This is a genomic window from Streptomyces lichenis, assembly GCF_023218175.1.
GTDB classification, from domain to species: domain Bacteria; phylum Actinomycetota; class Actinomycetes; order Streptomycetales; family Streptomycetaceae; genus Streptomyces; species Streptomyces lichenis.
The window spans coordinates 250,408-275,052 of the sequence record NZ_JALPTH010000004.1 but is presented as its reverse complement, the minus strand read 5'-3'; the positions used below and the strand labels follow the sequence as shown (position 1 = coordinate 275,052).

The 24,645-nt window shown below is 74.0% G+C and carries 26 protein-coding genes; 12 read left to right on the top strand and 14 right to left on the bottom strand.

What is annotated here, in order from left to right; translation table 11 throughout:
• Positions 1-12: 12 nt before the first annotated feature.
• Both M1O15_RS06250 and M1O15_RS06245 read right to left on the bottom strand, forming a co-directional pair.
• Entirely contained in the window at positions 13-630 is a 618-nt protein-coding gene (locus M1O15_RS06250) for a LysE family transporter (protein ID WP_248632217.1), read from the bottom strand.
• Entirely contained in the window at positions 627-1,565 is a 939-nt protein-coding gene (locus M1O15_RS06245; protein WP_248632216.1) for an EI24 domain-containing protein, read from the bottom strand. The genes M1O15_RS06250 and M1O15_RS06245 overlap by 4 nt, the downstream gene beginning before the upstream one ends.
• Before the next feature lie 90 nt (positions 1,566-1,655).
• On the opposite strand from M1O15_RS06245, the gene M1O15_RS06240 reads away from it, so the two are divergent.
• Entirely contained in the window at positions 1,656-1,928 is a 273-nt protein-coding gene (locus tag M1O15_RS06240) for a type II toxin-antitoxin system Phd/YefM family antitoxin (RefSeq protein WP_248632271.1), read from the top strand.
• On the opposite strand, the gene M1O15_RS06235 is transcribed toward M1O15_RS06240, so the two are convergent.
• The 3 genes from M1O15_RS06235 to M1O15_RS06225 all read right to left on the bottom strand — a co-directional run bounded on the left by M1O15_RS06235 (position 1,901) and on the right by M1O15_RS06225 (position 3,329).
• The gene (locus M1O15_RS06235) at positions 1,901-2,245 is read right to left on the bottom strand and encodes an Imm32 family immunity protein (protein ID WP_248632215.1); all 345 of its coding nucleotides are present in this window, start codon (positions 2,243-2,245) and stop codon (positions 1,901-1,903) included. The genes M1O15_RS06240 and M1O15_RS06235 overlap by 28 nt on opposite strands.
• 108 nt (positions 2,246-2,353) lie before the next feature.
• Complete coding sequence (locus tag M1O15_RS06230) at positions 2,354-2,779, bottom strand: organic hydroperoxide resistance protein (RefSeq protein ID WP_248632214.1); 426 nt, start codon at positions 2,777-2,779, stop codon at positions 2,354-2,356.
• 100 nt (positions 2,780-2,879) lie between these two features.
• Positions 2,880-3,329 carry a Rid family hydrolase gene (locus M1O15_RS06225; RefSeq protein ID WP_248632213.1) on the bottom strand — a complete coding sequence of 150 codons (450 nt, stop codon included), beginning with the start codon at positions 3,327-3,329 and terminating at the stop codon, positions 2,880-2,882.
• A gap of 102 nt (positions 3,330-3,431) precedes the next feature.
• Here M1O15_RS06225 and M1O15_RS06220 point away from each other — a divergent pair, with 102 nt between their 5' ends.
• Positions 3,432-3,959 carry a MarR family winged helix-turn-helix transcriptional regulator gene (locus M1O15_RS06220; protein WP_372499360.1) on the top strand — a complete coding sequence of 176 codons (528 nt, stop codon included), beginning with the start codon at positions 3,432-3,434 and terminating at the stop codon, positions 3,957-3,959.
• Positions 3,960-4,052: 93 nt separating this feature from the next.
• On the opposite strand, the gene M1O15_RS06215 is transcribed toward M1O15_RS06220, so the two are convergent.
• Entirely contained in the window at positions 4,053-5,072 is a 1,020-nt protein-coding gene (locus tag M1O15_RS06215) for an NADP-dependent oxidoreductase (RefSeq protein WP_248632212.1), read from the bottom strand.
• A gap of 100 nt (positions 5,073-5,172) precedes the next feature.
• Between M1O15_RS06215 and M1O15_RS06210 the strand changes: the two genes are divergently transcribed.
• A complete protein-coding gene (locus M1O15_RS06210) occupies positions 5,173-5,625 on the top strand; it encodes a MarR family winged helix-turn-helix transcriptional regulator (RefSeq protein WP_248632211.1) in 453 nt (150 codons plus the stop codon).
• A 25-nt stretch (positions 5,626-5,650) separates the two neighbouring features.
• Here M1O15_RS06210 and M1O15_RS06205 read toward each other — a convergent pair whose 3' ends face one another.
• A complete protein-coding gene (locus M1O15_RS06205; RefSeq protein ID WP_248632210.1) occupies positions 5,651-6,496 on the bottom strand; it encodes an SCO2400 family protein in 846 nt (281 codons plus the stop codon).
• Positions 6,497-6,728: 232 nt separating this feature from the next.
• Here M1O15_RS06205 and M1O15_RS06200 point away from each other — a divergent pair, with 232 nt between their 5' ends.
• The 5 genes from M1O15_RS06200 (at position 6,729) to M1O15_RS06180 (ending at position 13,460) form a co-directional block, all read left to right on the top strand.
• The gene (locus tag M1O15_RS06200; RefSeq protein WP_248632209.1) at positions 6,729-7,313 is read left to right on the top strand and encodes a hypothetical protein; all 585 of its coding nucleotides are present in this window, start codon (positions 6,729-6,731) and stop codon (positions 7,311-7,313) included.
• Positions 7,314-7,446: 133 nt separating this feature from the next.
• Complete coding sequence (locus M1O15_RS06195; RefSeq protein WP_248632208.1) at positions 7,447-8,490, top strand: rod shape-determining protein; 1,044 nt, start codon at positions 7,447-7,449, stop codon at positions 8,488-8,490.
• Entirely contained in the window at positions 8,487-10,184 is a 1,698-nt protein-coding gene (locus tag M1O15_RS06190) for a GAF domain-containing sensor histidine kinase (RefSeq protein WP_248632207.1), read from the top strand. Before M1O15_RS06195 ends, M1O15_RS06190 begins: the two co-directional genes overlap by 4 nt.
• A gap of 461 nt (positions 10,185-10,645) precedes the next feature.
• On the top strand, positions 10,646-12,118 hold the full coding sequence (locus tag M1O15_RS06185; RefSeq protein ID WP_248632206.1) for an acyl-CoA synthetase: 1,473 nt from the start codon (positions 10,646-10,648) through the stop codon (positions 12,116-12,118).
• On the top strand, positions 12,111-13,460 hold the full coding sequence (locus tag M1O15_RS06180; RefSeq protein WP_248632205.1) for a carboxyl transferase domain-containing protein: 1,350 nt from the start codon (positions 12,111-12,113) through the stop codon (positions 13,458-13,460). The genes M1O15_RS06185 and M1O15_RS06180 overlap by 8 nt, the downstream gene beginning before the upstream one ends.
• Before the next feature lie 27 nt (positions 13,461-13,487).
• Here M1O15_RS06180 and M1O15_RS06175 read toward each other — a convergent pair whose 3' ends face one another.
• Complete coding sequence (locus tag M1O15_RS06175) at positions 13,488-13,979, bottom strand: MarR family winged helix-turn-helix transcriptional regulator (RefSeq protein ID WP_248632204.1); 492 nt, start codon at positions 13,977-13,979, stop codon at positions 13,488-13,490.
• A 108-nt stretch (positions 13,980-14,087) separates the two neighbouring features.
• Between M1O15_RS06175 and M1O15_RS06170 the strand changes: the two genes are divergently transcribed.
• From M1O15_RS06170 to M1O15_RS06155, 4 genes are all read left to right on the top strand, one after another.
• Positions 14,088-14,504, top strand: coding sequence for an organic hydroperoxide resistance protein (locus M1O15_RS06170; protein WP_248632203.1), 417 nt, complete (start codon positions 14,088-14,090; stop codon positions 14,502-14,504).
• Between the two features lie 247 nt (positions 14,505-14,751).
• Complete coding sequence (locus tag M1O15_RS06165; RefSeq protein WP_248632202.1) at positions 14,752-15,228, top strand: phospholipase; 477 nt, start codon at positions 14,752-14,754, stop codon at positions 15,226-15,228.
• 167 nt (positions 15,229-15,395) lie between these two features.
• The gene (locus M1O15_RS06160; protein ID WP_248632201.1) at positions 15,396-15,599 is read left to right on the top strand and encodes a DUF5708 family protein; all 204 of its coding nucleotides are present in this window, start codon (positions 15,396-15,398) and stop codon (positions 15,597-15,599) included.
• A 100-nt stretch (positions 15,600-15,699) separates the two neighbouring features.
• On the top strand, positions 15,700-15,897 hold the full coding sequence (locus tag M1O15_RS06155) for a hypothetical protein (RefSeq protein WP_372499359.1): 198 nt from the start codon (positions 15,700-15,702) through the stop codon (positions 15,895-15,897).
• A 19-nt stretch (positions 15,898-15,916) separates the two neighbouring features.
• Here M1O15_RS06155 and M1O15_RS06150 read toward each other — a convergent pair whose 3' ends face one another.
• From M1O15_RS06150 to M1O15_RS06125, 6 genes are all read right to left on the bottom strand, one after another.
• Complete coding sequence (locus tag M1O15_RS06150; protein WP_248632200.1) at positions 15,917-16,636, bottom strand: hypothetical protein; 720 nt, start codon at positions 16,634-16,636, stop codon at positions 15,917-15,919.
• Between the two features lie 107 nt (positions 16,637-16,743).
• Entirely contained in the window at positions 16,744-18,390 is a 1,647-nt protein-coding gene (locus M1O15_RS06145) for a glycoside hydrolase family 27 protein (RefSeq protein ID WP_248632199.1), read from the bottom strand.
• 85 nt (positions 18,391-18,475) lie between these two features.
• Complete coding sequence (locus tag M1O15_RS06140) at positions 18,476-20,683, bottom strand: RICIN domain-containing protein (protein WP_248632198.1); 2,208 nt, start codon at positions 20,681-20,683, stop codon at positions 18,476-18,478.
• Between the two features lie 91 nt (positions 20,684-20,774).
• On the bottom strand, positions 20,775-22,604 hold the full coding sequence (locus M1O15_RS06135) for a glycoside hydrolase family 35 protein (protein WP_248632197.1): 1,830 nt from the start codon (positions 22,602-22,604) through the stop codon (positions 20,775-20,777).
• On the bottom strand, positions 22,601-23,581 hold the full coding sequence (locus tag M1O15_RS06130) for a carbohydrate ABC transporter permease (RefSeq protein WP_248632196.1): 981 nt from the start codon (positions 23,579-23,581) through the stop codon (positions 22,601-22,603). The genes M1O15_RS06135 and M1O15_RS06130 overlap by 4 nt, the downstream gene beginning before the upstream one ends.
• Positions 23,578-24,555: a carbohydrate ABC transporter permease gene (locus tag M1O15_RS06125; RefSeq protein ID WP_308282234.1), complete on the bottom strand. Its 978-nt coding sequence runs from the start codon at positions 24,553-24,555 to the stop codon at positions 23,578-23,580. The genes M1O15_RS06130 and M1O15_RS06125 overlap by 4 nt, the downstream gene beginning before the upstream one ends.
• Positions 24,556-24,645: the final 90 nt, after the last annotated feature.

Here is a 24,645-nt window from a genome sequence, read left to right as displayed (position 1 = left end):
CCCCGGAGCCCCTTACGGTGCGGAGGTGACGCCCAGGGCGACGCCCAGCCCCACCAGCGTTCCGCCGATGGCCCGGTTCAGCGCCTTCTGGGCGCGCAGCATGGCGGTCCGCAGCCGCGCGTGCGAGAAGAACAGCGCCACCAGGGCGAACCAGCCCAGGTGGGCCAGGGACATGAACAGCCCGTAGAGGCCCTGCTGCCACAGCGGGGTCTCGGTCCCGACCACCTGGGTGAAGGTGGAGACCACGAAGAGCGTGGTCTTCGGGTTGAGCACATTGGTCAGGAAGCCGCTGCGCAGCGCCCCGAGCCGGGTCAGCCCGGCTTGGGAGGCGTCCAGGTCCACGGTCAGATCGGCGCGGGCGAAGAAGGTGCGCAGCCCGATGTAGACCAGGTACCCGGCGCCGAGCAGCTTGATCGCCGTGAACAGCGCGGTGTCGGCGGCGATGACCAGCCCGACGCCGAGCATGGTGTAGGTGACGTGCACCAGCACCCCGGCCGCGACCCCGGCGGCCCCGAGGAGCCCGGTGGTCCGCCCGTACAGGCAGCTGTTGCGGACCACCATGGCGAAGTCGGCGCCCGGGCTGATCACCGCCAGGATGGTGATCACCGCCACCGCCACGAGTTCGGTCACGCCTTCCGCCCTCCGTTCCACTCCGGGTTCTGCGGCGGCTGCGGGGCGCCCTGCGGATACGGGGGCCGCACGGCGTAGGGGTTCGGCGGCTGCGGAGCCGCCGGACCGGCGTACGGATGCGGGGACGGGGGCGTGTACGGGGCACCCGGCGCGGGCTCCCCGGCAGGCTGCCGTCCGCCGTCGCGCGCCCCGGCCTCCGGCTCGTCCACCAGGTCACGGACGAGCAGGGTCGCCCCGGCCACCGCGCCCGGCATCAGGAAGACGGCCACGAAGGGGACGAGGAAGGCGAGGGTGAGCGGGACGCCGAAGCCCAGCGCCAGCATCCGCCGCCCCCGCAGCAGCGCCAGCCGCTCCTTGAACTCCACCCCCCGGCGTTGCAGCGCGACCGCCGTCAGCTCCTCGGCGAGGAAGAACCCGGACACACAGAACCCGAGCACCGGGATCACCGTCTGCCCGATCACCGGCACGAACCCGAGGGCGAACAGCACGATCCCGTAGAACGCGACCCGTACCAGCACCCGCAGGCTGTCCCGGGCCGACACCCACAACTCCCGCCACAGCGGCAGCCCGGACTCCGGGACGTCCCCGCCCTCCGACCGGTCCACCTGCTCGGAGAGCGACTCGTAGAACGGCTGGCCGACCAGCAGGGTGACCGCGGTGAACGTCACCACCGCGAGGAACAGCCCCAGCGCGAACACCAGCGCCGTCAGGAACCCCCGGAACAGCCCCAGCCACGGGGAGCCCCAGTCGTCCGCGAACGGCGTCGCCCACGCGGTCAGGTCATCCGCCCCGTACGCCAGCCCGAACAGCGCCCCGCCGTACAGCACCAGGGTGACCAGCCCGGGCAGCAGCCCGAACCCGAACCAGCGCCCATGGGTCGCCACCCACCGCTGGCCCTTCAGCAAGTACCGGAAACCCGCCCCGAGATCACGCATGCGGTCACTGTAACCGGGGCCACGGCAGCGGCCCCGAGGCCCGGACGTCCCCGGTGCCGACGGCCGGCACCAGGGGCTACGGTGACCGACATGAGCCCGCAACCCGAGATCATCACCCGACGCGATATGCGCGATCGGTCACGCGAGATCCTGGACGCCGTACAAGGTGGCCGGTCGTTCACCGTCACCCGTGATGGACACCCGATCGGGCAGCTTGTCCCGCTTCGGCGGCGCCGCCGGTTCGTGTCCCGTCAGGAATTCGCCGCAATGTCCAGGACCGCTCCCGGCATCGATCTGGATACCTTCCGCGCCGACCAGGACGCCACGGCCGACGCCTACCCCGACGCCCCCTGTCGTCGCTGATCACCCTCCTCGTCGCTGCGCTCCAGCACGAGTCCGACCGACCCTTCCTCCAGCCCGCTGCTCTCCTCAAGGTGGACATGGGCTCCATCGGGAACGCCGTCGCCGGCCAGCACCTGGAGGTGCCCGGCCAGCGTCCGGAGGCCTGCGGCATTGGCCTCGATGACGACCTCTCGCCCGAGGTTCCGCACCTCGACCCGGGCGTCGGAGTCCCAGGCGAAGACGAGCGCGGCACCGTCGACCGCGACCGTGACCTGGGTGCTCTCCGGCGGGGCACTGCTTGGCGCGGGAGTCGGCTCGTAGCGGGCGTCTTCGTTCACCAGGCCGAGCCTAGGGGCCGTCCTTCCGGCCCCGCTCCCCGCCCACACACGGCGAAGGCCGCGCCCCCCGTACGGGACGCGGCCTTCGCCTGGCCGGGCGGCGGTGGGTCAGGCGACGGCGAGGTCGACCGTGATGTTGCCGCGGGTGGCCTTGGAGTAGGGGCACACCTGGTGGGCCTTCTCGATCAGGGCCTGGGCGGTGGCGGCGTCCACGTTCGGGATCGAGGCGACGATCCTGACGATGATGCCGAAGCCCTCGTCGTTCTTGCCGATGCCGACCTCGGCGGTGACCGTGGAGCCGGAGATGTCGGCGCCCTCCTGGCGGGCGACGACGCCCAGGGCGCCCTGGAAGCAGGCGCTGTACCCGGCGGCGAAGAGCTGCTCGGGGTTGGTGCCGGCGCCGGAGCCGCCCATCGCCTTGGGCGGGTTGACGACGACGTCGAGCCGGCCGTCGTCCGTCGCGACGCGGCCGTCCCGCCCGTTCTCGGCGGTGGCCACGGCGGTGTAGAGGACGTCGGACTGCTGGATGGACATACGGGTCTTCCTCCTGTGATGCGCCGCGACTCGCGCCCACGATCGCGGCGGACTGGGCTGAGCCTAACGGGTGACGGGAGGGAGGAGGGCGGGGGCGGGGTCAGTGGTCGCGGTCCCCGGGCCCGGTGAGCGCGGTGACGCGGATCTCGACCCGCATCCCGGGCGCGCCCAGCGCCGTCACGCCGATCTGGGTCCAGATGGGCGCGCGCTCGCCCATGCGGCGGCGGAACTGCTCGACCATGGTCCGGTTGTGGTCCTCGCCGATCGTGTCCGGGGCCGTGGGGACGTGGTACGAGTTCACGGCGATCACCTCACGCCAGCTCGCGCCCGCCTGGGCGAGGGTCCGCTCGACGTTGTCGAAGGCCCGGACGATCTCCTCCTCCAGGGAGTCGGGGAAGGCGAAGTCCTCGTCCCAGCCGCCCTGTCCGGAGATCTCGACCCGGTCGCCGACCCGGACCGCCTGGCTGTAGCGGAGCATGTCGAGCAGCTTCTCGCCGTATCCGGGGGTGACGAAGAACTGCGGCTCGGGGGTGTGGGTGGTCGCGGGCATGGCGGATTCCTTCCGGTGACATCACTTGACTTCACGCTTGAAGTCAAAGATACCTCGAATGACTTCATGTGTGAAGCGAAGGGGGCTTGGTAGGGTGAGCGCATGAGCAGCTCCCCGCCCGATGAGACCCGGATGCCGGAGGGTGGGGTGCCCGGGGGTGAGGTGCCCGAGGGGGCGGAGCTTTGGCTGACGCCACCTGAGAAGGAGGCCTGGACCGGGCTGATCTCGCTGGTGCTGCTGCTGCCCGGCAAGCTGGAGGCGCCGCTGCAGCGGGAGTCCGGGCTGACGCTGTTCGAGTATCTGGTCCTCAGCCATGTCTCCGAGGCTCCGGACCGGCGTCTGCGGATGAGTGAGCTGGCCTATCTGGCCAACGGCTCGCTCTCCCGGCTGTCCAATGTGGTCAAGCGGTTCGAGGCGCGCGGATGGGTGGAGCGCTACCCCGACCCGGAGGACGGGCGCTTCACCCTCGCGGCCCTGACCGAGTCCGGCTACCGGACGGTCGTCGCCGCGGCGCCGACCCATGTCCAGGCCGTGCGGGAACTCGTACTGGAGCCCCTGAACGCCGCGGACCAGCGGGCCCTGGCCCGGATCGCCGCCAAGCTGCGCACCCGCCCCGCCGACCTGGCCTAGCGGGGAGGGAGCGGCACGCCGACGGCGAGCGCCGGGACCCGTCCCGCGATCCGGGTCCCGGCGCTCGTGTGCTCTCCGGAGGAGCGGGCGCGGTCAGCCGGTGAGGGAGACGACCATCTTGCCGGTGTTCTCCCCGCGGAGGAGGCCGAGGAAGGCGTCCACGCCCTTGTCGATGGACTCGACCTTGGTCTCGTCGTACTTCAGCGCGCCGGAGGCCAGCCAGCCGGAGACCTCCTCGACGAACTGCGGCTGGAGCGCGGAGTGGTCGTTGACCAGCATGCCCTGGAGCCGCAGCCGCTTGCCGATGACCAGCGCCAGGTTGCGCGGGGCGGGGGTCGGCTCGGTGGCGTTGTACTGGGCGATCATGCCGCAGATGGTGGCGCGGCCGTGCACGTTGAGGGAGGAGATCGCGGCCTCCAGGTGGTCGCCGCCCACGTTGTCGAAGTAGACGTCGATCCCGTCCGGGGCGGCCTGCTTCAGCTGCTCGCCCACCGGGCCGTTCTTGTAGTTGAAGGCGGCGTCGAAGCCGTACTCCTCCACCAGCCGCTTGACCTTCTCGTCCGAGCCGGCCGAGCCGATCACCCGGGAGGCGCCCTTGAGCCTCGCCATCTGGCCGACCTGGCTGCCGACCGCCCCGGCCGCGCCGGAGACGAAGACCGCGTCCCCCTCCTTGAAGGAGGCGACCTCGAACAGCCCGGCGTACGCGGTGAGCCCGGGCATGCCGAGCACCCCGAGGTAGGCCGAGAGCGGGGCCTTGGAAGCGTCCACCTTCACCGCGTGCGCGGCGCCCACCTCCGCGTACTCGCGCCAGCCGAGGCCGTGCAGGACGTGGTCGCCGACCGCGAACCCCTCGGCGCTGGAGGCGATGACCTCGCCGACCGCGCCGCCGTCCATCGGCTGGTCCAGCCGGAAGGGGGGTACATACGACTTGACGTCGTTCATCCGGCCGCGCATGTAGGGGTCGACCGAGAAGTAGTGGTTGCGCACCAGGACGCGGCCCTCGGCCGGCTCACCGACCGGCGCCTCCCGCAGGGCGAAGTCCTCGGGCTTGGGCCAGCCGTGCGGACGGGCGACCAGGTGCCAGGCGCGGCCGGACTCGGGAAGAGCGGACATGGTGCGAGCCTCCAGGGGAACGAGAGAGATACTTCAGTACGTGAAACAACCATGCTCCTTGATATTTCATGATGTCAAGTAAGTGGCTATCCTGTGGCGTATGTCCGCCACCAGTAGACGTATCGACCCGCTCACCCGCGAGGTGGCCGAGCTGATCGGCACCGTGGTGGCCCGCTACCACGAGGAGTACGAGCAGGCCGCCGCCCGGCACGCGCTGACCGGCGCGCAGGCCCGGCTCCTCGGGCTGCTCGCCCTGGAGCCGACGCCGATGCGGCGGCTGGCGCTCGCCCTGCGCTGCGAGCCGTCCAATGTGACCGGGATCGTGGACCGGCTGGAGGCCCGCGGCCTGGTCGAGCGCCGCCCCGACCCGGCCGACCGCCGGGTGAAGATCGCCGCGGCCACCCCGGAGGGTCGGGAGACCGCCGCCCAGTTGCGCGACGCGCTCGACTTCGCCCGCGAGCCGCTGGGCCGGCTGACCTCCACCGAGCGCACCCTGCTGCGCGATCTGCTGCGCCAGATGCTGGGCCAGCAGCCGACCCCGCCGGGAGAGTAGGACGAGACCGGCGAAGGAACCGGTCCTACAGGCACCACCAGAGGAAGCGGTCGCACTCCTCCTCGGGCTCCGGCTCCGGCTCGGCGGCCGGAGGGGTGGGTTGCGGGGCGCTGGGGGCGGGGCGGTCGGGCGCGGGGTCGCCGGGGCCGTCCGGCGGCTCCTGCGGACCGCCGTCCCCGGGGCCGCCGTCCGTCGGATCGGGCCCGGGCGCGGGCGGCGGCGCGTCGGGGCCGGGGTCCGAGACACCGCCGGAGGGCCCCGGGACGTCCGAGGGGGCGGGAGCCGGTCCGTCGGGGGCCGGATCCTCGCCGCCCGGCGTGACGGGCACCTCGATGGAAGAGGCGGAGGGCGCGGCCGAGGAGGCGTCGGAGACGGGGCGGGCGGAGGGGGCCGGCCGCCCGGACGGCACCGCTCCACCGGTCCGTACCGCCTCCGGGTCCTCCGGGCCGGGGGCGGCGTCCGGTGCGGTGTCCGCCTCCGGCTGCTCGGGCAGCACGTCCGGGCCCGCGCCGCCCTGCTCCTCCACCGCGGTGGCACCACCGCCGCCGCCGGGACGTTCGGCGGCCAGCTCGGCCAGCCCCAGCGCCCCGGCGGCCAGCAGCAGCCCGGCCACCCCGACCACCGCCCGGCGCCCGCGCCGGCCGCGGCCCCGGCGCCCGGCGGCTCGGCGGGCCCGTGCACGGCCGCGGCGGCCCCGGCCGGGTGCGGTCTCCTCGTACCGGTCCGGCCGGTCCAGCTCGAAGACCCGGGCCGGTTCGGCGGCGGGCGTGGCCGGGGCGGGGCGGCGGCGGAGCTCCTCGGCGGGCGTACCGCAGCCGGCACAGGCCAGGGCTCCGTTCAGGTGCCTCCGGCAGGGGTGGCAGTAATCCATGGCGCCCGCAGATTATGCGGACCTCCGGGCCCGCAGCCCTCCCCACCTGTGTGGATTGTGTGTGGAAGCGCTGGTCGGGGGGCATGTCGGGGCCGCGTATCGCTGCCAATCCGTACGCACTCGTACGCACGGGCCGTTCGGCACCTCGGGGCGCGTACCGCTCCGTAACGGCCGTACCGGCCGGTCGGCGCAGCGCCCGCGTACCGGTGGGACCGGCGGGCAGGATGGGGCCATGGCCGCCGCCCGCTCCACCACCCCTCCCCCGTCCGCCGCGCCGTTCGGGCCGCGTGAGTTCCAGTTGGTGCTGCTGCGCCGGATGGCGGACTTCCAGCCCGGGCTGGTGGAGGACGCCCGCCGCGCGCTGGGCGCCTCGCTCGCCGAGATGCGGGAGGCCAACCGGCGCTGGCAGGCGATGGTCCGCTCGCCCCGGGGCCCCGGCGAGCTGAACCGGTACCGCCGGGTGCTGGGCGAGCCCGAGTCCCGTACCGCCCGCACCCTCGGGGACCTGGAGTGCGAGGCGCTGTGCTGGCCGGTGCCGCTCTGGCCGGACCTCCGCTTCGAGGTGCTGGCCACCGGGAAGGGGCAGGTGTGGAACGCCTGGCTGGTCCGGGCGCCGGGCGCTCCGGCGGCCGAGCCGCGGACCGCCGGCGAGCTGCGCCCGTGGAGCTGCACGGTGGACGAGGTGGCCCGGGCGTTCCCGCCCGCCCGGCCGCTGGAGGGCAGCGCGCCCACCCGCTGGCGGCTGGCGTTCACCCTGCCGGGCGGGGAGCGCCGCACCGCCGAGTTCACCTGGGGGCTGCTCCAGCGGCTGCTGTGAGCGGAGGGCGGCTGCCGGGGGCCCGGTCACCCGGGCGGCGCCGTTCTGTCACCCCGTCAGCTCTCCCGGCGCGCGGGCGGTGCGCGGCGCCCGCACGATGCGAGGACACACCCCTCCCGGGAGGATCCGCACCGTGACCGTCAGTCTTGAGCAGTTGCGCCGCTGCCATGTCGCCGTCGATCTGGGGGCCGCCAGGACCCGGGTCTTCGTCAAGGGCGCCGGGCTCGTCGTGGACGAGCCGAGCGTCGCCGCCGTCAACACCCGTACCGGCGCGCTGATCGCCGTCGGCGAGTTCGCGGAGAAGATGACCGGCCGCACCCCCGACTACATCCGGGTGGCCCGGCCCGTCTCCGGCGGCACCGTGGTGGACGTGGAGATGGCCCAGCGGATGCTGCGGCACCTGCTCGGCGAGAAGCTCCGCCGCCAGTTGCGGCGCAAGCCCCTGCTGCGCGCGGCGGCGACCACCCCGCACGACAGCGACCCGCTGGCGCAGCGCGCCACCATCGAGACCCTGGTCGGCCTCGGGGCCCGCCGGGTGGAGCTGGTGGACACCCTGATCGCGGCGGCCGTCGGCTGCGGGCTGCCGGTGGAGGAGCCCACCGCCACCATGATCCTGGTGTGCGGGGCGGCCACCACCCAGGTCGCGGTGCTCTCGCTCGGCTCGATCGTGACCGCCGAGCGCATCCCGGTCGGCGGCAACGCCATCGACCACGCGGTCATCCAGTACCTGCGCCACCAGCACGAGCTGATGCTGCCCAGCCAGTCGGTGCGCCCGCTCCAGCTGGCCCTGCACGGCACCGGGCTCACCCCGGACGGCCCGGCCTCCACCGAGATCCACGGCCGGGACGTGGCGACCGGGCTGGCCCGCTCGGTGGTCGTGGAGACCGCAGCGGTGCGCCAGGCCCTGCACACCCCGCTGACCGCGGTGCTGGACGGCATCGGCAAGGTGCTGCGGGACTGCCCGCCGGACCTGGTCGCCGACCTGGTGGACGGCGGCATCACCATGGTCGGCGGCAGCGCGCGGCTGCCGGGCCTGGACGAGCTGCTGCGGGACGCCACCGGCATGCCCGTGCGGATCGCCGAGAGTCCCGACACCTGCGCGGTGCTGGGCCTGGGCGCGATGCTGGACGGCCGTATCCAGCCGCTCACCCTCAACCCGCTCGCCGAGGCCGAGTGACCGAGCCGCCCGGAGAGCCCGGCGCCCCCGGGGAGCTGCCCGCGCTGCTGCGGGCGGTGCTGGACGTCGGTGCCGGGCTGGAGGTGCGGCCCACCCTCCAGCGGCTGGTGGACTCGGCCGCGGAGCTGACCGGGGCACGGTATGGCGCGCTCGGGGTCCTGGACCCCGGGCGCGGTGTGCTGACCGAGCTGTACACCACCGGGATGGACGAGGCGGAGCGGCAGGGCATCGGCCGGCTGCCGGACGGGCGGGCGGGGGTGCTCGGACTGCTGATCCGGGACGCCCGGCCGCTGCGGCTGGACGACCTCACCACCCACCCCGACTCCTGCGGGATGCCGCCCGGCCATCCGCCGATGCACGGCTTCCTGGGGGTGCCGGTGCGGGTCGGCGAGGAGGTGTTCGGCAACCTCTACCTCACCGAGAAGCGCTCCGGCCGGTTCACCGACGAGGACCTGGCGGTGCTGCGGGCGTTCGCCGCGCAGGCCGGGATCGCGATCGGCAACGCCCGGCTGTACGAGAGTGCCCGGCAGCGGGAGCGGTGGATCGAGGGCGCCGCGGCGGTGACGGCGGCGCTGCTGACGGACCGCCCGGGGACGGGACCCGGACCAGGGCCGGACCGGACCGCGGAGGCGGACGATCCGCTGGTGATCGTCGCCGAACGGGCCCGGGTGCTGGCCGGGGCCGCCGCGGGGGTGGTGCTCCAGCCCACCGAGGAGGGCGGGATGGAGATCGTGGCCGCCTCCATCCCGCACGACCCGGGGGACGTCGTCGGCACCGCGATCGCCCCGGACGCCCCGGTGCTGGTGGACCTGCTGGGCGGCCGGCCGGTCTTCGTCGAGGACTCGGCGACCGACCCCCGGATGACCACGCATGTCCGCAGCCGCTTCGGCCCCTCGATGATGCTCCCGCTGCAGAGCGGCGGCCGGCTGATCGGCACCCTCGCCCTGCCCCGGGAGCGGGGCGGGCCCCCGTACACGGCGCTGGACCGGCGGCTGGCCGTCCAGTTCGCCTCCCAGGCGGCGCTGGCGCTGGTGCTGGACGACGCCCGGCGGGACCGGGAGCGGCTGGCGGTGTACGAGGACCGCGACCGGATCGCCCGGGACCTGCACGACCTGGTGGTGCAGCGGCTGTTCGCCACCATGATGATGCTGGAGTCCGTCCGCCGCCGCGCCGCTCCGGCGGAGGACGGGCTGCTGGCGCACACGGTGGACGAGCTGGAGTCCACCATCCAGGAGGTGCGCACCGCGATCTTCGCCCTCCAGCAGCACCCGGCCGGGGCCCCGCGCACCCTGCGCGGCGAGGTGCTGCGGGAGACCGGGGCGGCGGCGGCCCGGCTGGGCTTCCGGCCCTCGGTGCGGTTCACCGGCGCGGTGGACGCGCTGGTCGAGGGCCCGCCGGCGGCCCGGCTGCTCGACGCGGTACGGGAGGCGCTGGACGCCGCCTGCCGTCGTACCGGGGTGTCCTCGGTACGGGTGGAAGTGGACGCCACCGCCACCCTGCCGGACGGCACCCCGGCGGTCCGGCTGACCGTCACCGACGACGGGGACGGAGACGGGGGCGAAGGCGAAGGCGGTGGCGGTGGCGGTGGCGGAGTACGGGACGGGGGCGCGGCCCCAGGAGACGGCGGAGGCGGAGGCGGCAACACGGTGGTCTGGGAGGCGGCCCGCACCACCGGGCCCGGACGGGGCGGGTGAGCGCCGGGGCCCTGGCCGGGCGGGTGAGCACCAGGGCCCGGGCCGAGCCGGTGAGCGTCGGGCCCAGGCGGGGCCGTGAGCACCGGGGCCCGGGCCGGGCGGGTGAGCACCGGGCTCAGGCGGGGCCGGTCAGCGCCGGGCTGAGGCGGGGCCGGTGAGCGTCGGGGCGAGGCGGAGCCGGTGAGCGTCGGGGGCCCAGGTCGGGCGGGTGAGCACCGGGCCCAGGCGGGGCGGGTCAGCGCCGGGCCCGGGGCGGGCGGGAGGCGGCGCTCCCCCTCGTACCTCTCCCCCGTCCTCGTGTCCTTCCCCTGCGCTCCGACCGGGGGCCGTCCGCCCGTCCCTCCGTGGTGTTGCCCACAGCTGCCGGGAGGTGCTTTCCCGGGGCCCGGCTCTGGGGAGAATGGCCGGTCAGGGGCCGTGCACGACCGGCGCGGGGCCATCCGAGACGAGGAGGACGACCAGTGATCCTGTTTCCGGAGCTGGCGGCGGCCGAGAAGGGGTCGGCGTCAGCGGACCGCCCCGCCCTGCGGTTCGGCGAGCGGACGCTGACCTACGGCGGGCTGCGCGCGGCGGCGGGCGGGCTGGCCGCCGGTCTCGGCGGCGCCGGGCGGGTCGCGGTGTGGGCGACACCGGCACCGGAGACCGCCGTGGCGGTGGTGGCCGCGCTGCTCGCCGGGGTCCCGGCGGTACCGCTCAACCCGCGCAGCGGTGAACGCGAGCTGGCCCATGTCGTGAGCGACAGCGCCCCGGCGCTGGTCCTCGCGGCGCCCGGTGACACCCTCCCGGCCCCGCTCGCCGCGCTCCCCCGCCTCGATGTGTCCCTCACCGGCGACGCCCCGTCCACCGGCGGCTTCGCCGGGGACGGGGCCTCCCCCGAGGCCGCCGCCCTGGTCGTCTACACCTCCGGGACCACCGGCCCGCCCAAGGGCGCGGTGCTGCCGCGCCGGGCGCTGGCCGCCACGCTGGACGCGGTGGCGGAGGCCTGGCGGTGGACGGAGGCGGATGTGCTGGTGCACGCCCTGCCGCTGTTCCATGTGCACGGACTGGTGCTCGGGGTGCTGGGCCCGCTGCGGCGCGGCGGGAGCCTGCGCCATCTGGGAGCGTTCGGTACGGGCGCGGTGGCCGAGGCCTTGGCCGGCGGCGGCACCCTGCTCTTCGGGGTGCCGACGATGTACCACCGGATCGCCGAGGCGCTGGACCAGGACCCGGCGCTGGTCTCGGCGCTGGCCGGGGCGCGGCTGCTGGTGTCCGGCTCGGCGGCGCTGCCGCTGCCCGACCACCAGCGGATCACGGCCGCCACCGGGCGGCGGGTGGTGGAGCGGTACGGGATGACGGAGACGCTGATGATCACCAGCGTCCGGGAGGACGGGGCCGAGGCGACGGGGCCGGGCTCGGTCGGGACTCCGCTGCCCAAAGTGGCGCTGCGGCTGGTGGACGACGGCGGCGCGGAGCTCACGGCCCAGGACGGGGAGAGCGTGGGCGAGATCCAGGTGCGCGGCCCGAACCTCTTCACCGGCTATCTGAACCGGCCGGACGCCACCGCCGCCGCCTTCGACGGGCAGTGGTTCCGCACCGGGGACATGGCGGTACGGGACGCCGGCGGCTCGCTGCGGATCGTGGGCCGCCGGGCGACCGACCTGATCAAGAGCGGTGGCTACAAGATCGGCGCCGGGGAGATCGAGAACGTGCTGCTGGCCCACCCCGGCGTCCGCGAGGCGGCCGTCACCGGTGAGCCGGACCCCGATCTGGGGGAACGGGTGGTCGCCTGGATCGTTCCCCGGGACCCGGCCGCCCCGCCCGCCCCGGAGGAGCTGGCCGACCGGGTGGCGGCCGAACTGGCCCCGCACAAGCGTCCGCGCGCGGTGCGCTATCTGGACGCCCTGCCCCGCAACGACATGGGCAAGATCATGAAGCGGGCGCTGGCCCATGGCTGATTCCCGGCCGGACGGGCGGCTGACCTCCCACGAGGCGATAGCCCTGGTCGCCGAGGTGTTCGAGGAGCATCGGCCCCCGCCCCGTACCAGCGCCCCGGACGGCCCGCTGGGCTGGTCGGGGTATGACGCGGCCCGCGCCCGGGCGGCCGAGCGCACCGGTGCGGAGGAGTCGGTGCGGTACGGGACGGCCGTCGTCGGCGGCCACCGCTGTGTGCTGCTGGTCTTCGAGTTCGGCTTCCTGGGCGGCTCGCTCGGGCAGCGGGCGGGCGACCGGCTGGAGGCCGCGTACGAGCTGGCGGGCCGCACGGGCGTCCCGCTGGTCTCCCTGGTGGCGACCGGCGGCAGCCGGATGCAGGAGGGCATGCTCGCACTGGGCCAGCTCCAGCGGGTGGCCCGGGCGGCGGCCGTGCTGCGGGCGGCCCGCGTGCCGCACCTCACCGTGCTCCGCGATCCGGCGACCGGGGGCGGCTGGGCCACGGTCGGCGCGGGCGCGGATGTGGTGCTGGCGCTGGCCGGGGCGCAGGTGGGGTTCGCCGGGTCGCGGGTGCGCCCGCCGGAGGCGGACCCCTCGGCGTACACCGCGGAGGGCCAGTGGGCGGCCGGGCAGGTGGACGAGGTCGTGGCGCCCGGGCGTCTGCGCGGGACGCTGGCGCGCTGGCTGGGCGCCCTGCACCGCGACTCCGCCGGGCCGCCGGAGCCCGCGCCGGTGCCAAAGCGGCTGTCGGCGGCGGAGCCCCCGGTGAGCGGCTGGGACGCGGTACGGGCCGCGCGCGACCCGGCCCGGCCGCGCGCCGAGGCGTATCTCGCCCGCTACTTCACCCACCGGCTGCCGCTGTCCGGGGACCGCTGCGGCGGGGTGGACCCGGGGATCAGCTGCGGGGTGGGGGTGCGGGCGGACGGCCGGGCGGTGGCGTACGCGGCCCAGTGCGGTACGGCCACCACTCCCGCCGGCTACCGCACCGCGGCCCGGGTGATCCGGCTGGCCGACCGGCTCGCCCTCCCCCTGCTCACCCTCATCGACACCCCGGGTGCGGCGAACGGCGCCGAGGCGGAGCGGGCGGGCGCGGGTCCGGCCATCGCCGAGGTGTTCGCGGCGATCGCGGAGGCCCGGGTGCCGGTGACCACCCTGGTGATCGGCGAGGGCGGCTCGGGCGGCGCCCTGGCGCTGGCCGCGCCCGGCCGGACCTGGGTGACCCGGGACTGCTACTTCTCCGTCATCGCCCCCGAGCTGGCGGCGGCCATCCTCAAGCGCCCGCCGGAGCAGGCCCCGGCCACCGCCGACCAGCTGCGGCTGCGCCCGCAGGACCTGGTGGAGCTGGGCGTGGCCCGGGGCATCGTCTGACCACCCGGGGCGGGCCGTCCGGGGATCTCAGTCGCGTACGCACTCCTCCGCCGCGAGTCCCGTCCCGGCGCCGTCCAACGCCTCGGTCAGCCGGTCCAGCCGGACCCGCAGCTCCATGATCTCCGCCAGCTCCATCCCGGTCGCGGCGCCGATCCGCCGGGGCACGTCCAGGGCCCGCTCACGCAGCGCCGCACCGGCCGGGGTGGGGCGCACGGTGACCGACCGCTCGTCCTCGGGGCTGCGCCGCCGCTCCACGCAGCCGGTCGCCTCCAGCCGCTTGAGCAGCGGCGACAGGGTGCCGGAGTCCAGCCGCAGCCGCTCGCCGATCCGCTTCACCGGCAGTTCGCCGTGCTCCCAGAGGACCAGCATCACCAGGTACTGCGGGTAGGTGAGTCCGAGGTCCTTCAGGGCCGTGCGGTACACGCCGTTGAAGGCGCGGGCGGCGGCGTGCAGCGAGAAGCAGATCTGGTGGTCGAGGCGGAGGACCTCCTCGGCGGGCGCGGTGTCGACGGTCTCCATGCCTCCCAGCGTACCGCCCACCCCCTCACAAGCAATTGAGTTGCGCACAACTGAATTGCGCGCTACAAATGATGGCGTACCGATCCGCCACTGGAAGGACCGATCGACATGGACGCCCTGTACACCGCCGTCGCCACCGCCAACGGCCGCGAGGGCCGGGCCGTCAGCTCCGACGGCCGGATCGACCTCCCGCTCGGCTTCCCCAAGGCCATGGGCGGCAACGACCAGGGCACCAACCCCGAGCAGCTCTTCGCGGCCGGTTACGCCGCCTGCTTCGCCAGCGCCCTGGGCCTGGTCGCCCGCCAGGAGAAGGCCGACGTCTCGGAGGTCTCCATCACGGCCGAGGTCTCCATCGGCAAGGACGCCACCGACGGCGGCTTCTCCCTCGCGGTCGTCCTGCGCGCCGAGCTCCCCGACCACCTGGAGGGCGAGGCCGGCCAGGCCCTCCTGGAGAAGGCCCACGCCACCTGCCCCTACTCCAAGGCCACCCGCGGCAACATCCCGGTGGAGCTGGTGGTCGAGTAACCCTCCGCCGGCCTGACCGGCGGCGCCCCGTCTCCCGGCCCCGGGAGGCGGGGCGCCGTCACACCGCCCACCGGGCGCCCGCCGCCCTCCACACAACCCCCGCCCCCTCAACGGAAGATGACACACCCGCCGCCAACAATTCACCGTCGAGCACTGCTCTTGTCGTGACCATGACCGTCAGGATGAAGCTGTCGTGGAGCGAACCCACGGCGTACCGCCCCCTTCGCCCACCGCACGGAGGTCACGCATGCGCCCCAGACTCGCCCTGCCCCTCGCCACCGCGCTCAGCCTGCCCGCCCTCCTCCTCCTGGCCGGTCCCGCGTCCGCCGCCCCCGCGGACAAGCCGCAGGTCCTCAGCTCCTGGACGCAGACCAGCGCCGCCAGCCACAACGCCTGGGCCGCGGCCCGGGCGAACCAGGGAGCGTGGGCCGCGTACGGATTCGACTGGTCCACGGACTACTGCTCCTCCTCCCCCGACAACCCGTTCGGCTTCCCCTTCTCCACCGCCTGCGCCCGCCACGACTTCGGCTACCGCAACCACAAGGCGGCCGGGAACTTCCAAGCCAACAAGGCCCGCGTCGACTCGGCCTTCCACGAGGACCTCAAGCGGGTCTGCGCCCGCTACTCCGGTGCGACCAGGACCTCCTGCGACTCCACCGCCTGGACGTACTACCAGGCCGTCTCGATCTTCGGCGTCTCCCCGGCCGGGGCCCCGGCCGCCTGATTCCGCGCGGCCCCCCGGCTCCCCGGTCCGCCGAACGGTGTACCCCGGTTCGTCCCGCCGGACGAGGCCGTCCGCACCGCCCGGTTCCTACGCTGGTCAGGACCCGGAAACGGTGCGCGGCGGCCTGCGCCTGCTCGCGCCCATGCCACGAGGAGGGCCCCCGCACCATGGGCAAGGCACCGAGGAACCTGCTGGAAGGCGTCGCCACCTTCGCCGCCGGACTGGCACTGCGGCTGTTCACGGAGGGCGTGGAGACACCCGTCGTCACCCTGACGAAGGTCGGGGTGGTCCTGATGTGCGTCGGCGGGGCGCTGGTGGCGACGGGCCTGTTCCAGGCGGTACGGGGACCGCGCGCGGTCAACGACCGCTAGGCCGTTTCCCCCGCACACCCACCTCTTCGCGGGTGCCCGCCTCCGCGTCCAGGCCCTCCCCGACCCCGACGCCTTCGCGGCGCGCCCCCGGCCGATCGAGGTGGACCTGCGCTTCTCCGACGGGGTGGTCACCGACACCGAGCTGCGCGTCCCGGAGCCGGACGGCGCGCAGCTGGCCGTCCCGGCCTACACCACGGCCGCCGGCACCTCCGTCGACGCCCGGATCTGGACGGTCCGCGAGCTCCGCCCTCTGGACGGCGAGGTCGAACTGCGCATCGGCGGCCGCGCCGCGAGCTGACCTGCCGCTCGCGGCCGGGCTACGCGAAGGGGCCCTCCTTGGCGAAACGGTCCGCCGTCCGCTCGAAGGAGACGGCCTCGTCCAGGTACTCGTACGCGAAGGCGGGGTCGGCGCTGGACAGTTCGCGATAGGCCGAGGCCAGGCGCCGGCAGGAGGCCACCACCCGCAGGTTCACCGGGTGGTCCTCGCCGTTCCCGTCGTCGTCCTCCTCGGTCAGCTCGTTCAGGGCCTCCCACGCCTCGCCCCGCTCCTTCACGGCCTCGGCGAGTGCCGCGTACGGCCCTTTGGCACGATCACGCTGGTACGCCTCGTACGGTGCCGATCCGGGGAAACGGGTGGCGTCCAGCCCGTCGGTGACCGGTCTGGCCGCATCGGCGGTCTCCCGGGTCACCCACTTGTCGAGGCTTTCGGCGAGGACGGGGCCGGGCATGCCACTGCGGTTGCGCCGGCCGTCCTCGGCCCAGTCGAGCACCACCCGCGCCCAGTACCGGTGCCCGGCGAGCTCCTTGATCCGCTCCGGGGAAAGGCCGCGCTCACGCTCCGCGATCGCCGCGGCGGTCAGCAGTTCCTCGGCCCGGGCCAGCAGATCCGCCGCCGCCGTGATCAGGGAGCCGGGCTCGGGATCGATGGCGACCGGGACCAGGGCCGCCGCTCCCTCGGCGACCGTTCTGGCCCGCGAGGAGAGTTCGAGGCGGGCTTCGTCACGGGGCGACAGGACGTCGGGGTGCGAGTCGGTCATGGCGCTCACGCTAGGACCGGCTCTGAGGCGCTGTCAGCCCATCCGTTGTTTCTGTCGTTTCTGTCCGGAACGGAGGGGTCCGGGGCGCTGTCCGGGCCCGGGAAGCGTCAGCCCAGGTGCCACTTCTGGTTGGCGCCGGGGTTGCAGGACCAGATCTCCAGCTCGGTGCCGTTGACGTTGCCGGCCGGCTTGTCTCCGCCGGTGACGTCGAGGCAGAGGCCGGACTGCTTGCCGACGACCGTTCCGTCGGCGGCGAACTGCCACTTCTGGTTCTCGCCGCCGTTGCAGGTCCACAGGACGACCTTGGTGCCGGGGCCGGTGCTGCCGCCGGGCACGTCGAGGCACTGCGTCCCGTTGTTCAGGCGCAGCTCGCCGGCGGCGGTGAACGTGGTGGTCTGGTTGCCGCCGCCGTTGCAGTCCCAGATGGCGACCTTGGCGCCGGGGGTGGTGGAGTGGTCGGCCACGTCGAGGCAGCGCAGGGAGGAGGCGCTGACCAGCGGGCGGGTGGCTCCCACGGTGCTCCCGGTGCCGGGGGCGACCCGGAACATGGCGGTTCCGTGGGCCGGCAGCGTGGCGCTGATCGTTCCACTGGTGCTGGTGACCGCCTTGGACCAGAGGTTGGCCAGTTTGTACGAGGAGGCGGAGGGCAGCCCGGCGGCGGTGGCCGTGGTGCTGATGGTGGCGGTTGTGGATCCCTTGTTGGTCAGGGAGATCGAGCGGTCGCCGTTGGCGAGGGGCTTGCTGAGGACGAGCACGTCGGCGGTGTTGGTGACGGCCGTCGCCTGAGAGCCGAGGGAGTCCTGGTCGACCGCGATGACGTCGGTGTCGCGCAGGATGCCCAGAGTGGCGCTGTCGGTGGTGCTGAGGTCGTTTCCGGCGATCAGCGGGGCGGCGAGTTGGGCCCAGACGCTGAAGTGGGTGCGGTACTCGGTGTCGGTCATGCCGCCGTTGCCGACCTCCAGCATGTCGGGGTCGTTCCAGGCCCCGCGCTTGGCCGCGCCGGAGTACGGGATGGCTGAGCCGGCGTTGCGCAGCATCTGGTTCCAGGTGTCGCCGATGTCCGTGGAGGTGCGCCAGAGGTTGGACACCGAGCCCGCCCAGGAGGGGAAGTCCACGGCGGAGCAGCAGGCGGAGAGGCTGTAGACGATGGGGCGGTCGGTGGCCTTCAGCTCGTTGCTCATCCGGGTGAAGAGCGTCTTGGCTATGTCCTTCTCGCTCTTGCCGGGGAAGTCGGCCCACATCCTGGGCGATTCCTGCGGGCTGGTCTGGCACCAGTCGTACTTGAGGTAGTCGACGCCCCAGGCGGCGAACTGCTGGGCGTCCTTCCGCTCGTAGCCGTAGGAGCCGGGACGTTTCTGACAGGTGCCCTGGGTGGGCGACTGGTACAGCCCGAACTTCAGGCCCTTGCCGTGTACGTAGTCGGCCAGCGCCTTCATGCCGCCGGGGAAGCGGCCGGTGTCGTGGGTGAGGTTGCCGTTTCCGTCCCGCTGGGAGGCCATCCAGCAGTCGTCGACGACGACGTACTGGTATCCGGCCGCCTTCAGCCCCTTGGTGGCGATGGCGTCGGCCTGGGCCCTGACCTTCGCCTCGGTGATGCCGCAGCCGAACCTGTTCCAGCTGTTCCAGCCCATCGGCGGGGTCAGGGCGACGCCGTTGTCGTGCGCGGCGGCGGGGGTGGCGGGCAGGGCGGTGACGAGGGCCGCGGCGGTCACGCCCGCCGTGAACACCGCGGTGAGGGTGGAGCGTACGGACATGGGAGGGCTCCTTGGGTCGAGGGGATGGGCCCGTCGGCCGCCGGGGGCGAGGGGCGCCTGCTCCTCGTCCCCGGCGGCCGCTCGGCTACCGGACGGTCCACCTCTGGAGGGTGGTGCCGGTGTCGCTCTGCTGGGTGACAAGGGCGCCGTCGGCGGTGGAGGCGGTGGTGAGGGCCAGGCCGCTCTTGGCGGAGGTCAGGGTGTAGGTGCCGTCGGAGCGGCGGGTGGCGTTCCAGCGCTGGTTGGCGCCGCCGTTGCAGGTCCACTGGACGACCTTGGCGCCGGCGGTGGTGGAGCCGTCGCTGACGTCGGCGCAGAGGCCGGACTCGGCGTTGACGATCTCGTAGGAGCCGCCGGTCTGCTGGGTGAAGCGCCACTGCTGGTTGGCGCCGCCGTTGGCCGTGTAGGTGGTCAGCTGGGTGCCGGGGGTGGTGCTGTGGCCCGGGTTGTCCAGGGCCTTGCCGCCGGCGGTGAGGGTGCGGACGCCGTTGAGGTTGGCCGGAGCGGTGCCGACCGCGGTGAGGGTGAGGGTCTGCTCGGCCGCGGTGCGGGAGCCGCCGACGGTGCCGGAGCCGGTCCAGAAGCGGGCCGGGGTGGTCTCGGCGAGCCGGGAGGAGTCCGCCGATATCCCGATGACCAGCCCGCTGTGGCGGTTGACCAGGCGGTAGGTGCCGCCGGAGGTGTTGCGGATCACCCACCACTGCTGGCCGACGGTGGGGCCTCCCGTCCCGGCGGGGGTGGCGGTGGGCTTGGTGCCCCAGGCGCGCTGGGCGGGCGTGGTGCCGACGCCCAGCAGGTGGCCGGTGGCGGTGTTGGCGACGCGGTAGGAGCCGTCGCCGTTGGGGCTGAAGGTCCACACGTCCGGGTAGGCGCCGCCGGCGGTCTGGGAGGTGGTGGCGGAGCCGCCGGAGACCTGGGCGAGGACGCGGCCGCCGGCACCGGCGATCCGGTAGGTGCGGGTGGGGTCGACGGGCGCGGCGGGGGCGCTGGTGTCGATGGAGAGGTTGACGTACTCGGCAGAGGCTCCGTTCGAGCAGCCGAAGGAGCAGTAGGAGCGGAAGTCGCGGCCGACGACGGCGGCGCTGGTCTTGTTGGCGCTGTCGAGGAACCAGCGGTACCAGGAGGCGTTGGTGTAGCCGCCGGTGTCGCCGATCAGCTTCCACTTCTGGGTGGCGAGGTTGTCGGTGGCGTAGAACTGCTGGGGCGCCTTGCCGGACTGGTCGACCGCCTGGGGCTGGCCGATGTAGAGGCCGAGGTGGGCGTTGAAGGTGATGTCCATGACGAACAGGGGTGAGGTCGGCGGGGTCTTGCCGGCCGCGACCTGCTCGGTGGTGGTGCCGGTGGCGGCCGGGTCGTACTCCTTGTTCGCGGGGGTGTAGCCGGTGCCGTTGCCGGCGGAGTCGACCGGCACCATGTTGCTCTCCTTGCCGCCGGTGCCGGGCTGGGACCAGGCCCCGTCGTACCACTTCTGCCAGGAGTTCGGCGCCATCTTGGCGGAGATGGGCGAGCGGGCGACATGGGCGTGGAACGCCTTCCAGCCGCCGTTCTTGTCGACGATCCGGGAGCCGTAGAAGGCGTAGAAGTAGCCGGAGGCGGTGTCGGCGAAGAGGCGGGGGTCGCCGTCGCCGTAGTGGTAGGTCTTCTGCGGGAAGGCGGCGGTGTCGCCCCGCTTGGTGCTGTACGGGGAGGTGATGACGTGGTCCTTGATGGTCCACGTCCTGCCCTGGTCGGTGGAGACCGCGTAGTCGATGCCGTCGTAGTGGACGCCGTCGCCGAAGGGCTGGGGGGTGAACTCGTTGTGGATCAGGGTGTACCAGTGGCCGGTGTCGGGGTCCACCCAGGTGCCGCCGGCCGGGTCGCAGTAGTTGCGGTGGGCGTAGCCGGAGCCCGCGGGGGCGTTGGTCGACTTCACGCCGGTGACGCTGTTGTTGCAGCGCCAGGTGGTGTCGTTGTTCTTGTCGTTGGCGTTGGCCGGGTTGACCGCGTTGCTGATGGAGTGCTTGGTGGTGTTGTCGAAGTCGGGGCCGGAGTAGAAGGACCAGGCGCGGCCCTGGTCGGCGCCGTAGAGGGCGTGGGCCTGCTGGTAGTAGAAGGTGCCGTCCTTGTCGATGTACGGGGCGGCGGGGGTGTCGTCGGGGCGGTTCCAGGGGCCCTTGGCGCCGACGTTGACGGTGTAGGTGGGTGCGGCGGCGGTGGCGGCGGGCGGGGTGGTGAGCGCGGCGCTGCCGGCCGCGGCGAGCGCGGCCGCGACCAGCCCGCCCGTGATCCTTCTGCGTGTACGTGGGACGGACACTGCTGCTCCTTCGTGGGGGTCTTCGGCCGCCTGGGGTTGGGCGGCCGTCGGGTTCGCCGGGCGTCCGAGGGGCGTGGGATCGCCCGACAGCTCAGTCGAAGGTCTCGATGTACTCCTCGGTGGGTCCGAGGGCGGGGTGCTCGCGCAGGGCGATGTGGTCACCGAGGCGTTCCAGTTCCAGCACCGTGAGGGTGTTCTCGCCGGGCCGGAGGAAGGGGCCGGGCAGATAGAGGGTGGTCTGGGGCCCGATCTCCCAGTAGCGGCCCAGCAGTTCGCCGTTGACCCAGCAGAAGCCCTTGGCGAAGCCGGGCAGGGCGAGGAAGGTGTCGGCCGGCCGGTCGACGGTGAGGCGGGCGGTGGCGAAGCCGGCGGGGCCGCCGGGCGGGGCGGGGCAGGCGGCGCGCTCCAGCTGCTCGGGGGTCCACTCGTCGAGCGGGAGCCGCCGCATCTCCCAGCCGTGCACCAGCCGCCGCTCCACGCGCACTCCGCCGAGGATGCCCTTGCCCTGGCCGAGCAGCGGCCCGTAGTTGATCCGGCCCTGGTTCTCCACCAGCAGGTCCAGCCGCACCCGCTCCCCCGCCCCGGACACCGGGCAGTCGGAGGTCTCCCGGTCGAGTACGGCGACGGGGGCGCCGTCCACGAAGACCTGCGCCCGGTCGTGCAACCCGGTGACGGTGAGCCGGTGCTCCCCGGCGGGCAGCAGCGGGTGGGCGGTGTAGAGCACCAGCCCGGAGGCCTGGCCCAGCTCCTCGAAGCTGAGCGGCAGCGGGGCGGTGACCGGCTCCGCCGCCGTCCGCAGCGCGTCCAGGAGGCCCGCGCCGCGGGTGACCGGGAGGGTGCGGGGCGGCAGCAGCACCGGGTGGGCGGGCAGTGGCCGGGGCGGGGCGGCGGGGTCGAGGAGCCGTTCCCGGATCGCGTGGAACTTGGCGGTGAGGGCGCCGTGTTCGGCGACCGGGGCGTCGGAGTCGTAGCTGGTGACGGTCGGCTGGAGCCGGTCCCCGTCGTGGTTGGCGCCGGCCCACAGGCCGAAGTTGGTGCCGCCGTGCGCCATGTAGAGGCTGACCGAGCCGTCCTCGTCCAGGATGCGGCCGACGGTCCGGGCGACGTCGGTGGCGCCGCGTACATGGTGCTTCTCGCCCCAGTGGTCGAACCAGCCGTTCCAGAACTCCGCGCAGAAGAAGGGCTCTTCCGGTCGGCGGGCGCGCAGCAGCGCGGCGGCCTGCTCGGGGCGGGAGCCGAAGGTGGCGGCCGCCAGGTGGCCGGGGACGGTGCCGCCGTCGAGCATGAGCTCGGTGGGCCCGTCGGCGGTGTAGAGCAGTTCGGTGATGCCGCGGGTGGTGAGGGCGTCGCGTACCCAGCGCAGATAGCCGGCGTCGTCGCCGTGGCTGCCGTACTCGTTCTCGATCTGCACCGCCACCACCGGACCGCCGCGGGCCGTCTGGAGCGAGGCGATACGGGGGATCAGGGCGTCGAACCAGCGGCCCACCGCGTCCAGGAAGGGCAGGTGGGAGGTGCGCAGCCGCATCCCGGGGGTGCCGGTCAGCCAGGCGGGCAGCCCGCCGTTGTCCCACTCGGCGCAGATGTACGGGCCGGGGCGGACGATCACGTCCAGCCCCGTCCGACCGGCCAGCCGGGCGAACCGCTCCAGGTCGCGCCAGCCGTCGAAGCGGGCCTGGCCGGGGGCGCGTTCGTGGAAGTTCCAGGGCACGTAGGTGTCGACGGTGTTCAGTCCGAGGGCCGCCAGCCGCTCCAGGCGGTCGGCCCACTGCCCGGGGTGGACGCGGAAGTAGTGCAGCGAGCCGGAGAGCACCCGGTGCGGCCGGCCGTGGCGCAGCAGGGTGCGGCCGGTGTGGGTGAGCGCGGGCGGCTCACCGCCGGGCGCGGTCCGCAGGGGGGTGGACGGGTCGGCCTGGACGGTCATTTGACGGCTCCGGCGGTCATGCCCGCGCGCCAGAAGCGCTGGAGGGCGAGGAAGGCGATCAGCAGCGGCACGATCGACACCAGTGAGCCGATGACGACCAGCGGCGGCGGCACCGCGACATGGCTGGCGTTCCAGCCGACCAGGCCGACGGTGACGGGTTGCAGCCGGTCGTCGCCGAGGACCATCGCGGGCAGCAGGTAGTTGTTCCAGATCTCCACGAACTGGAAGAGGAAGATGGTCACCAGGGCGGGCAGCATCATCCGCACCCCGAGGGAGCGGAAGATCCGCAGTTCGCCCGCGCCGTCCAGCCGGCCGGCCTCCAGCACCTCGTCGGGGATGGACTGAGCGGCGAACACCCGGGCCAGATAGACCCCGAACGGGCTCACCGCGCTGGGCAGCAGCACCGCCAGCGGGTTGTCGATGAGCCCGGCGCCGGAGAACATCAGATACAGCGGCAGGGTGAACAGCACCTTGGGCACCAGCACCGCGGCCAGCACCAGCCCGAAGACGGCGCCCCGGCCGGGGAAGTCGAACTTCGCCAGCGCGTACCCGGCGAGCGCGGAGAACGCCGTACCCAGCAGCGCCCCGGCGCCGCAGTACAGCAGGCTGTTGAGCATCCAGCGCCAGAAGATCCCGCCGTCCTGGGCGCCGAGCCGGGCGATGTTGCCGAAGAGGTCGAAGCCGTCGAACCACAGGCCGCTGCCGCTGAACTGCTCGCCGAACGGCTTGGTCGCCGACACCAGCAGCCACCACAGCGGGAAAAGGAAGTAGCAGGCGGAGAGCCCCAGCAGCGCGGTGACGGCGGCCCGGCTGGTGAAGGTCGTCTCGCGGCGGTTCTCCCGGCGGGCGGAGGACGGGGGCCGCTGCGACCGCGACTCGCCTCCGCCACCGGCCCGGTGGCGCGGCCCGTTCGGCGCGGACCCGGCGGGGCCGGCCGCCTCGGCCCGCGCGATCCCCGCGGTGTCGATGGCGCTCATGCGGACCCTCCCCGGCTGGTCAGCTTGAAGAAGGTGAAGGAGACGGCGCCGACCAGCAGGGCCAGGACCACCGACTGGGCCGCCGCGTACGGGTAGTTGCCGGCCGCCACGGCGCTCTGGGCGGACATGATCGGGGTGTACGTGGAGGGGATGGCCCCGGCGGAGACGGGTTGCAGTACGGCGGGCTCGTTGAACAGCTGGGCCGAGCCGATGACCGAGAAGACGGCGGTGAGCACCAGCGCCCCGCGCACCGCCGGGATCTTGACGCTCCAGGCGATCCGCAGCGCCGAGGCCCCGTCCATCCGGGCGGCCTCCAGCACCTCGGCCGGGATGGACTGCAGGGCCGCGTAGATGATGATCATGTTGTAGCCGGCCCAGCTCCAGGTGACGATGTTGGCGACCGACCAGAGCACCAGGTCCTCGTCGAAGAACGGGACGGTGAACCCGAGCGGGCCCAGCAGCCGGTTCACCGGGCTGGACTGGGTCGAGTACATGAACGACCAGATCAGCGCCGCGCTCACCCCCGGGACGGCGTACGGCACGAAGCTGGAGAGCCGGAAGAAGCCCTTGCCGCGCGCCGACTTGGCGTCGATGAGCAGGGCCAGCCCGAGGGCCAGGCCGAGCATGACGGGCACCTGCACCAGGCCGAAGAGCGCGACCCGGCCGAGGGAGCCGGTGAAGGCGCTGTCCTGGAAGGCCCGTGCGTAGTTGGCCAGCGGGTCGAACACCCGGGTCGGGGCGGTGAGTCCGAGTCCGGAGCGGCGCACCGCGTACAGGCTGCTGACCGCCGCGTAGACGATCGGCGCCAGGTACATGCCCGCGAACAGCAGCAGGAACGGCGCGCAGAACAGCAGGGGCGTCCGCGCCCTTCGGCGGGGCGCCTTCGCCGGTGCGGTGGGCCGCGGCGGGCGGGCGGGTGGCGGCTCCGCCGGGGGGCGGGCACGCAGGTGTGCGCGGGGGCTGGCATGGGACACGTGCGGATTCCTTCGTGGTGGCGGGGGGGTGGAGGGGTGCGCTGCCGGACGGGGTCAGGGCGCGCGTCCGGCAGCGCACCGTCCGAGGGG

What these genes read in the sequence shown, in the direction of transcription:
- M1O15_RS06245 (WP_248632216.1), bottom strand. Translation starts at nt 1,565, where the DNA reads ATGCGTGATCTCGGGGCGGGTTTCCGGTACTTGCTGAAGGGCCAGCGG.
- M1O15_RS06240 (WP_248632271.1), top strand. Translation starts at nt 1,656, where the DNA reads ATGAGCCCGCAACCCGAGATCATCACCCGACGCGATATGCGCGATCGG.
- M1O15_RS06230 (WP_248632214.1), bottom strand. Translation starts at nt 2,779, where the DNA reads ATGTCCATCCAGCAGTCCGACGTCCTCTACACCGCCGTGGCCACCGCC.
- M1O15_RS06225 (WP_248632213.1), bottom strand. Translation starts at nt 3,329, where the DNA reads ATGCCCGCGACCACCCACACCCCCGAGCCGCAGTTCTTCGTCACCCCC.
- M1O15_RS06220 (WP_372499360.1), top strand. Translation starts at nt 3,432, where the DNA reads ATGAGCAGCTCCCCGCCCGATGAGACCCGGATGCCGGAGGGTGGGGTG.
- M1O15_RS06215 (WP_248632212.1), bottom strand. Translation starts at nt 5,072, where the DNA reads ATGTCCGCTCTTCCCGAGTCCGGCCGCGCCTGGCACCTGGTCGCCCGT.
- M1O15_RS06210 (WP_248632211.1), top strand. Translation starts at nt 5,173, where the DNA reads ATGTCCGCCACCAGTAGACGTATCGACCCGCTCACCCGCGAGGTGGCC.
- M1O15_RS06205 (WP_248632210.1), bottom strand. Translation starts at nt 6,496, where the DNA reads ATGGATTACTGCCACCCCTGCCGGAGGCACCTGAACGGAGCCCTGGCC.
- M1O15_RS06200 (WP_248632209.1), top strand. Translation starts at nt 6,729, where the DNA reads ATGGCCGCCGCCCGCTCCACCACCCCTCCCCCGTCCGCCGCGCCGTTC.
- M1O15_RS06180 (WP_248632205.1), top strand. Translation starts at nt 12,111, where the DNA reads ATGGCTGATTCCCGGCCGGACGGGCGGCTGACCTCCCACGAGGCGATA.
- M1O15_RS06175 (WP_248632204.1), bottom strand. Translation starts at nt 13,979, where the DNA reads ATGGAGACCGTCGACACCGCGCCCGCCGAGGAGGTCCTCCGCCTCGAC.
- M1O15_RS06170 (WP_248632203.1), top strand. Translation starts at nt 14,088, where the DNA reads ATGGACGCCCTGTACACCGCCGTCGCCACCGCCAACGGCCGCGAGGGC.
- M1O15_RS06165 (WP_248632202.1), top strand. Translation starts at nt 14,752, where the DNA reads ATGCGCCCCAGACTCGCCCTGCCCCTCGCCACCGCGCTCAGCCTGCCC.
- M1O15_RS06160 (WP_248632201.1), top strand. Translation starts at nt 15,396, where the DNA reads ATGGGCAAGGCACCGAGGAACCTGCTGGAAGGCGTCGCCACCTTCGCC.
- M1O15_RS06150 (WP_248632200.1), bottom strand. Translation starts at nt 16,636, where the DNA reads ATGACCGACTCGCACCCCGACGTCCTGTCGCCCCGTGACGAAGCCCGC.
- M1O15_RS06145 (WP_248632199.1), bottom strand. Translation starts at nt 18,390, where the DNA reads ATGTCCGTACGCTCCACCCTCACCGCGGTGTTCACGGCGGGCGTGACC.
- M1O15_RS06135 (WP_248632197.1), bottom strand. Translation starts at nt 22,604, where the DNA reads ATGACCGTCCAGGCCGACCCGTCCACCCCCCTGCGGACCGCGCCCGGC.
- M1O15_RS06130 (WP_248632196.1), bottom strand. Translation starts at nt 23,581, where the DNA reads ATGAGCGCCATCGACACCGCGGGGATCGCGCGGGCCGAGGCGGCCGGC.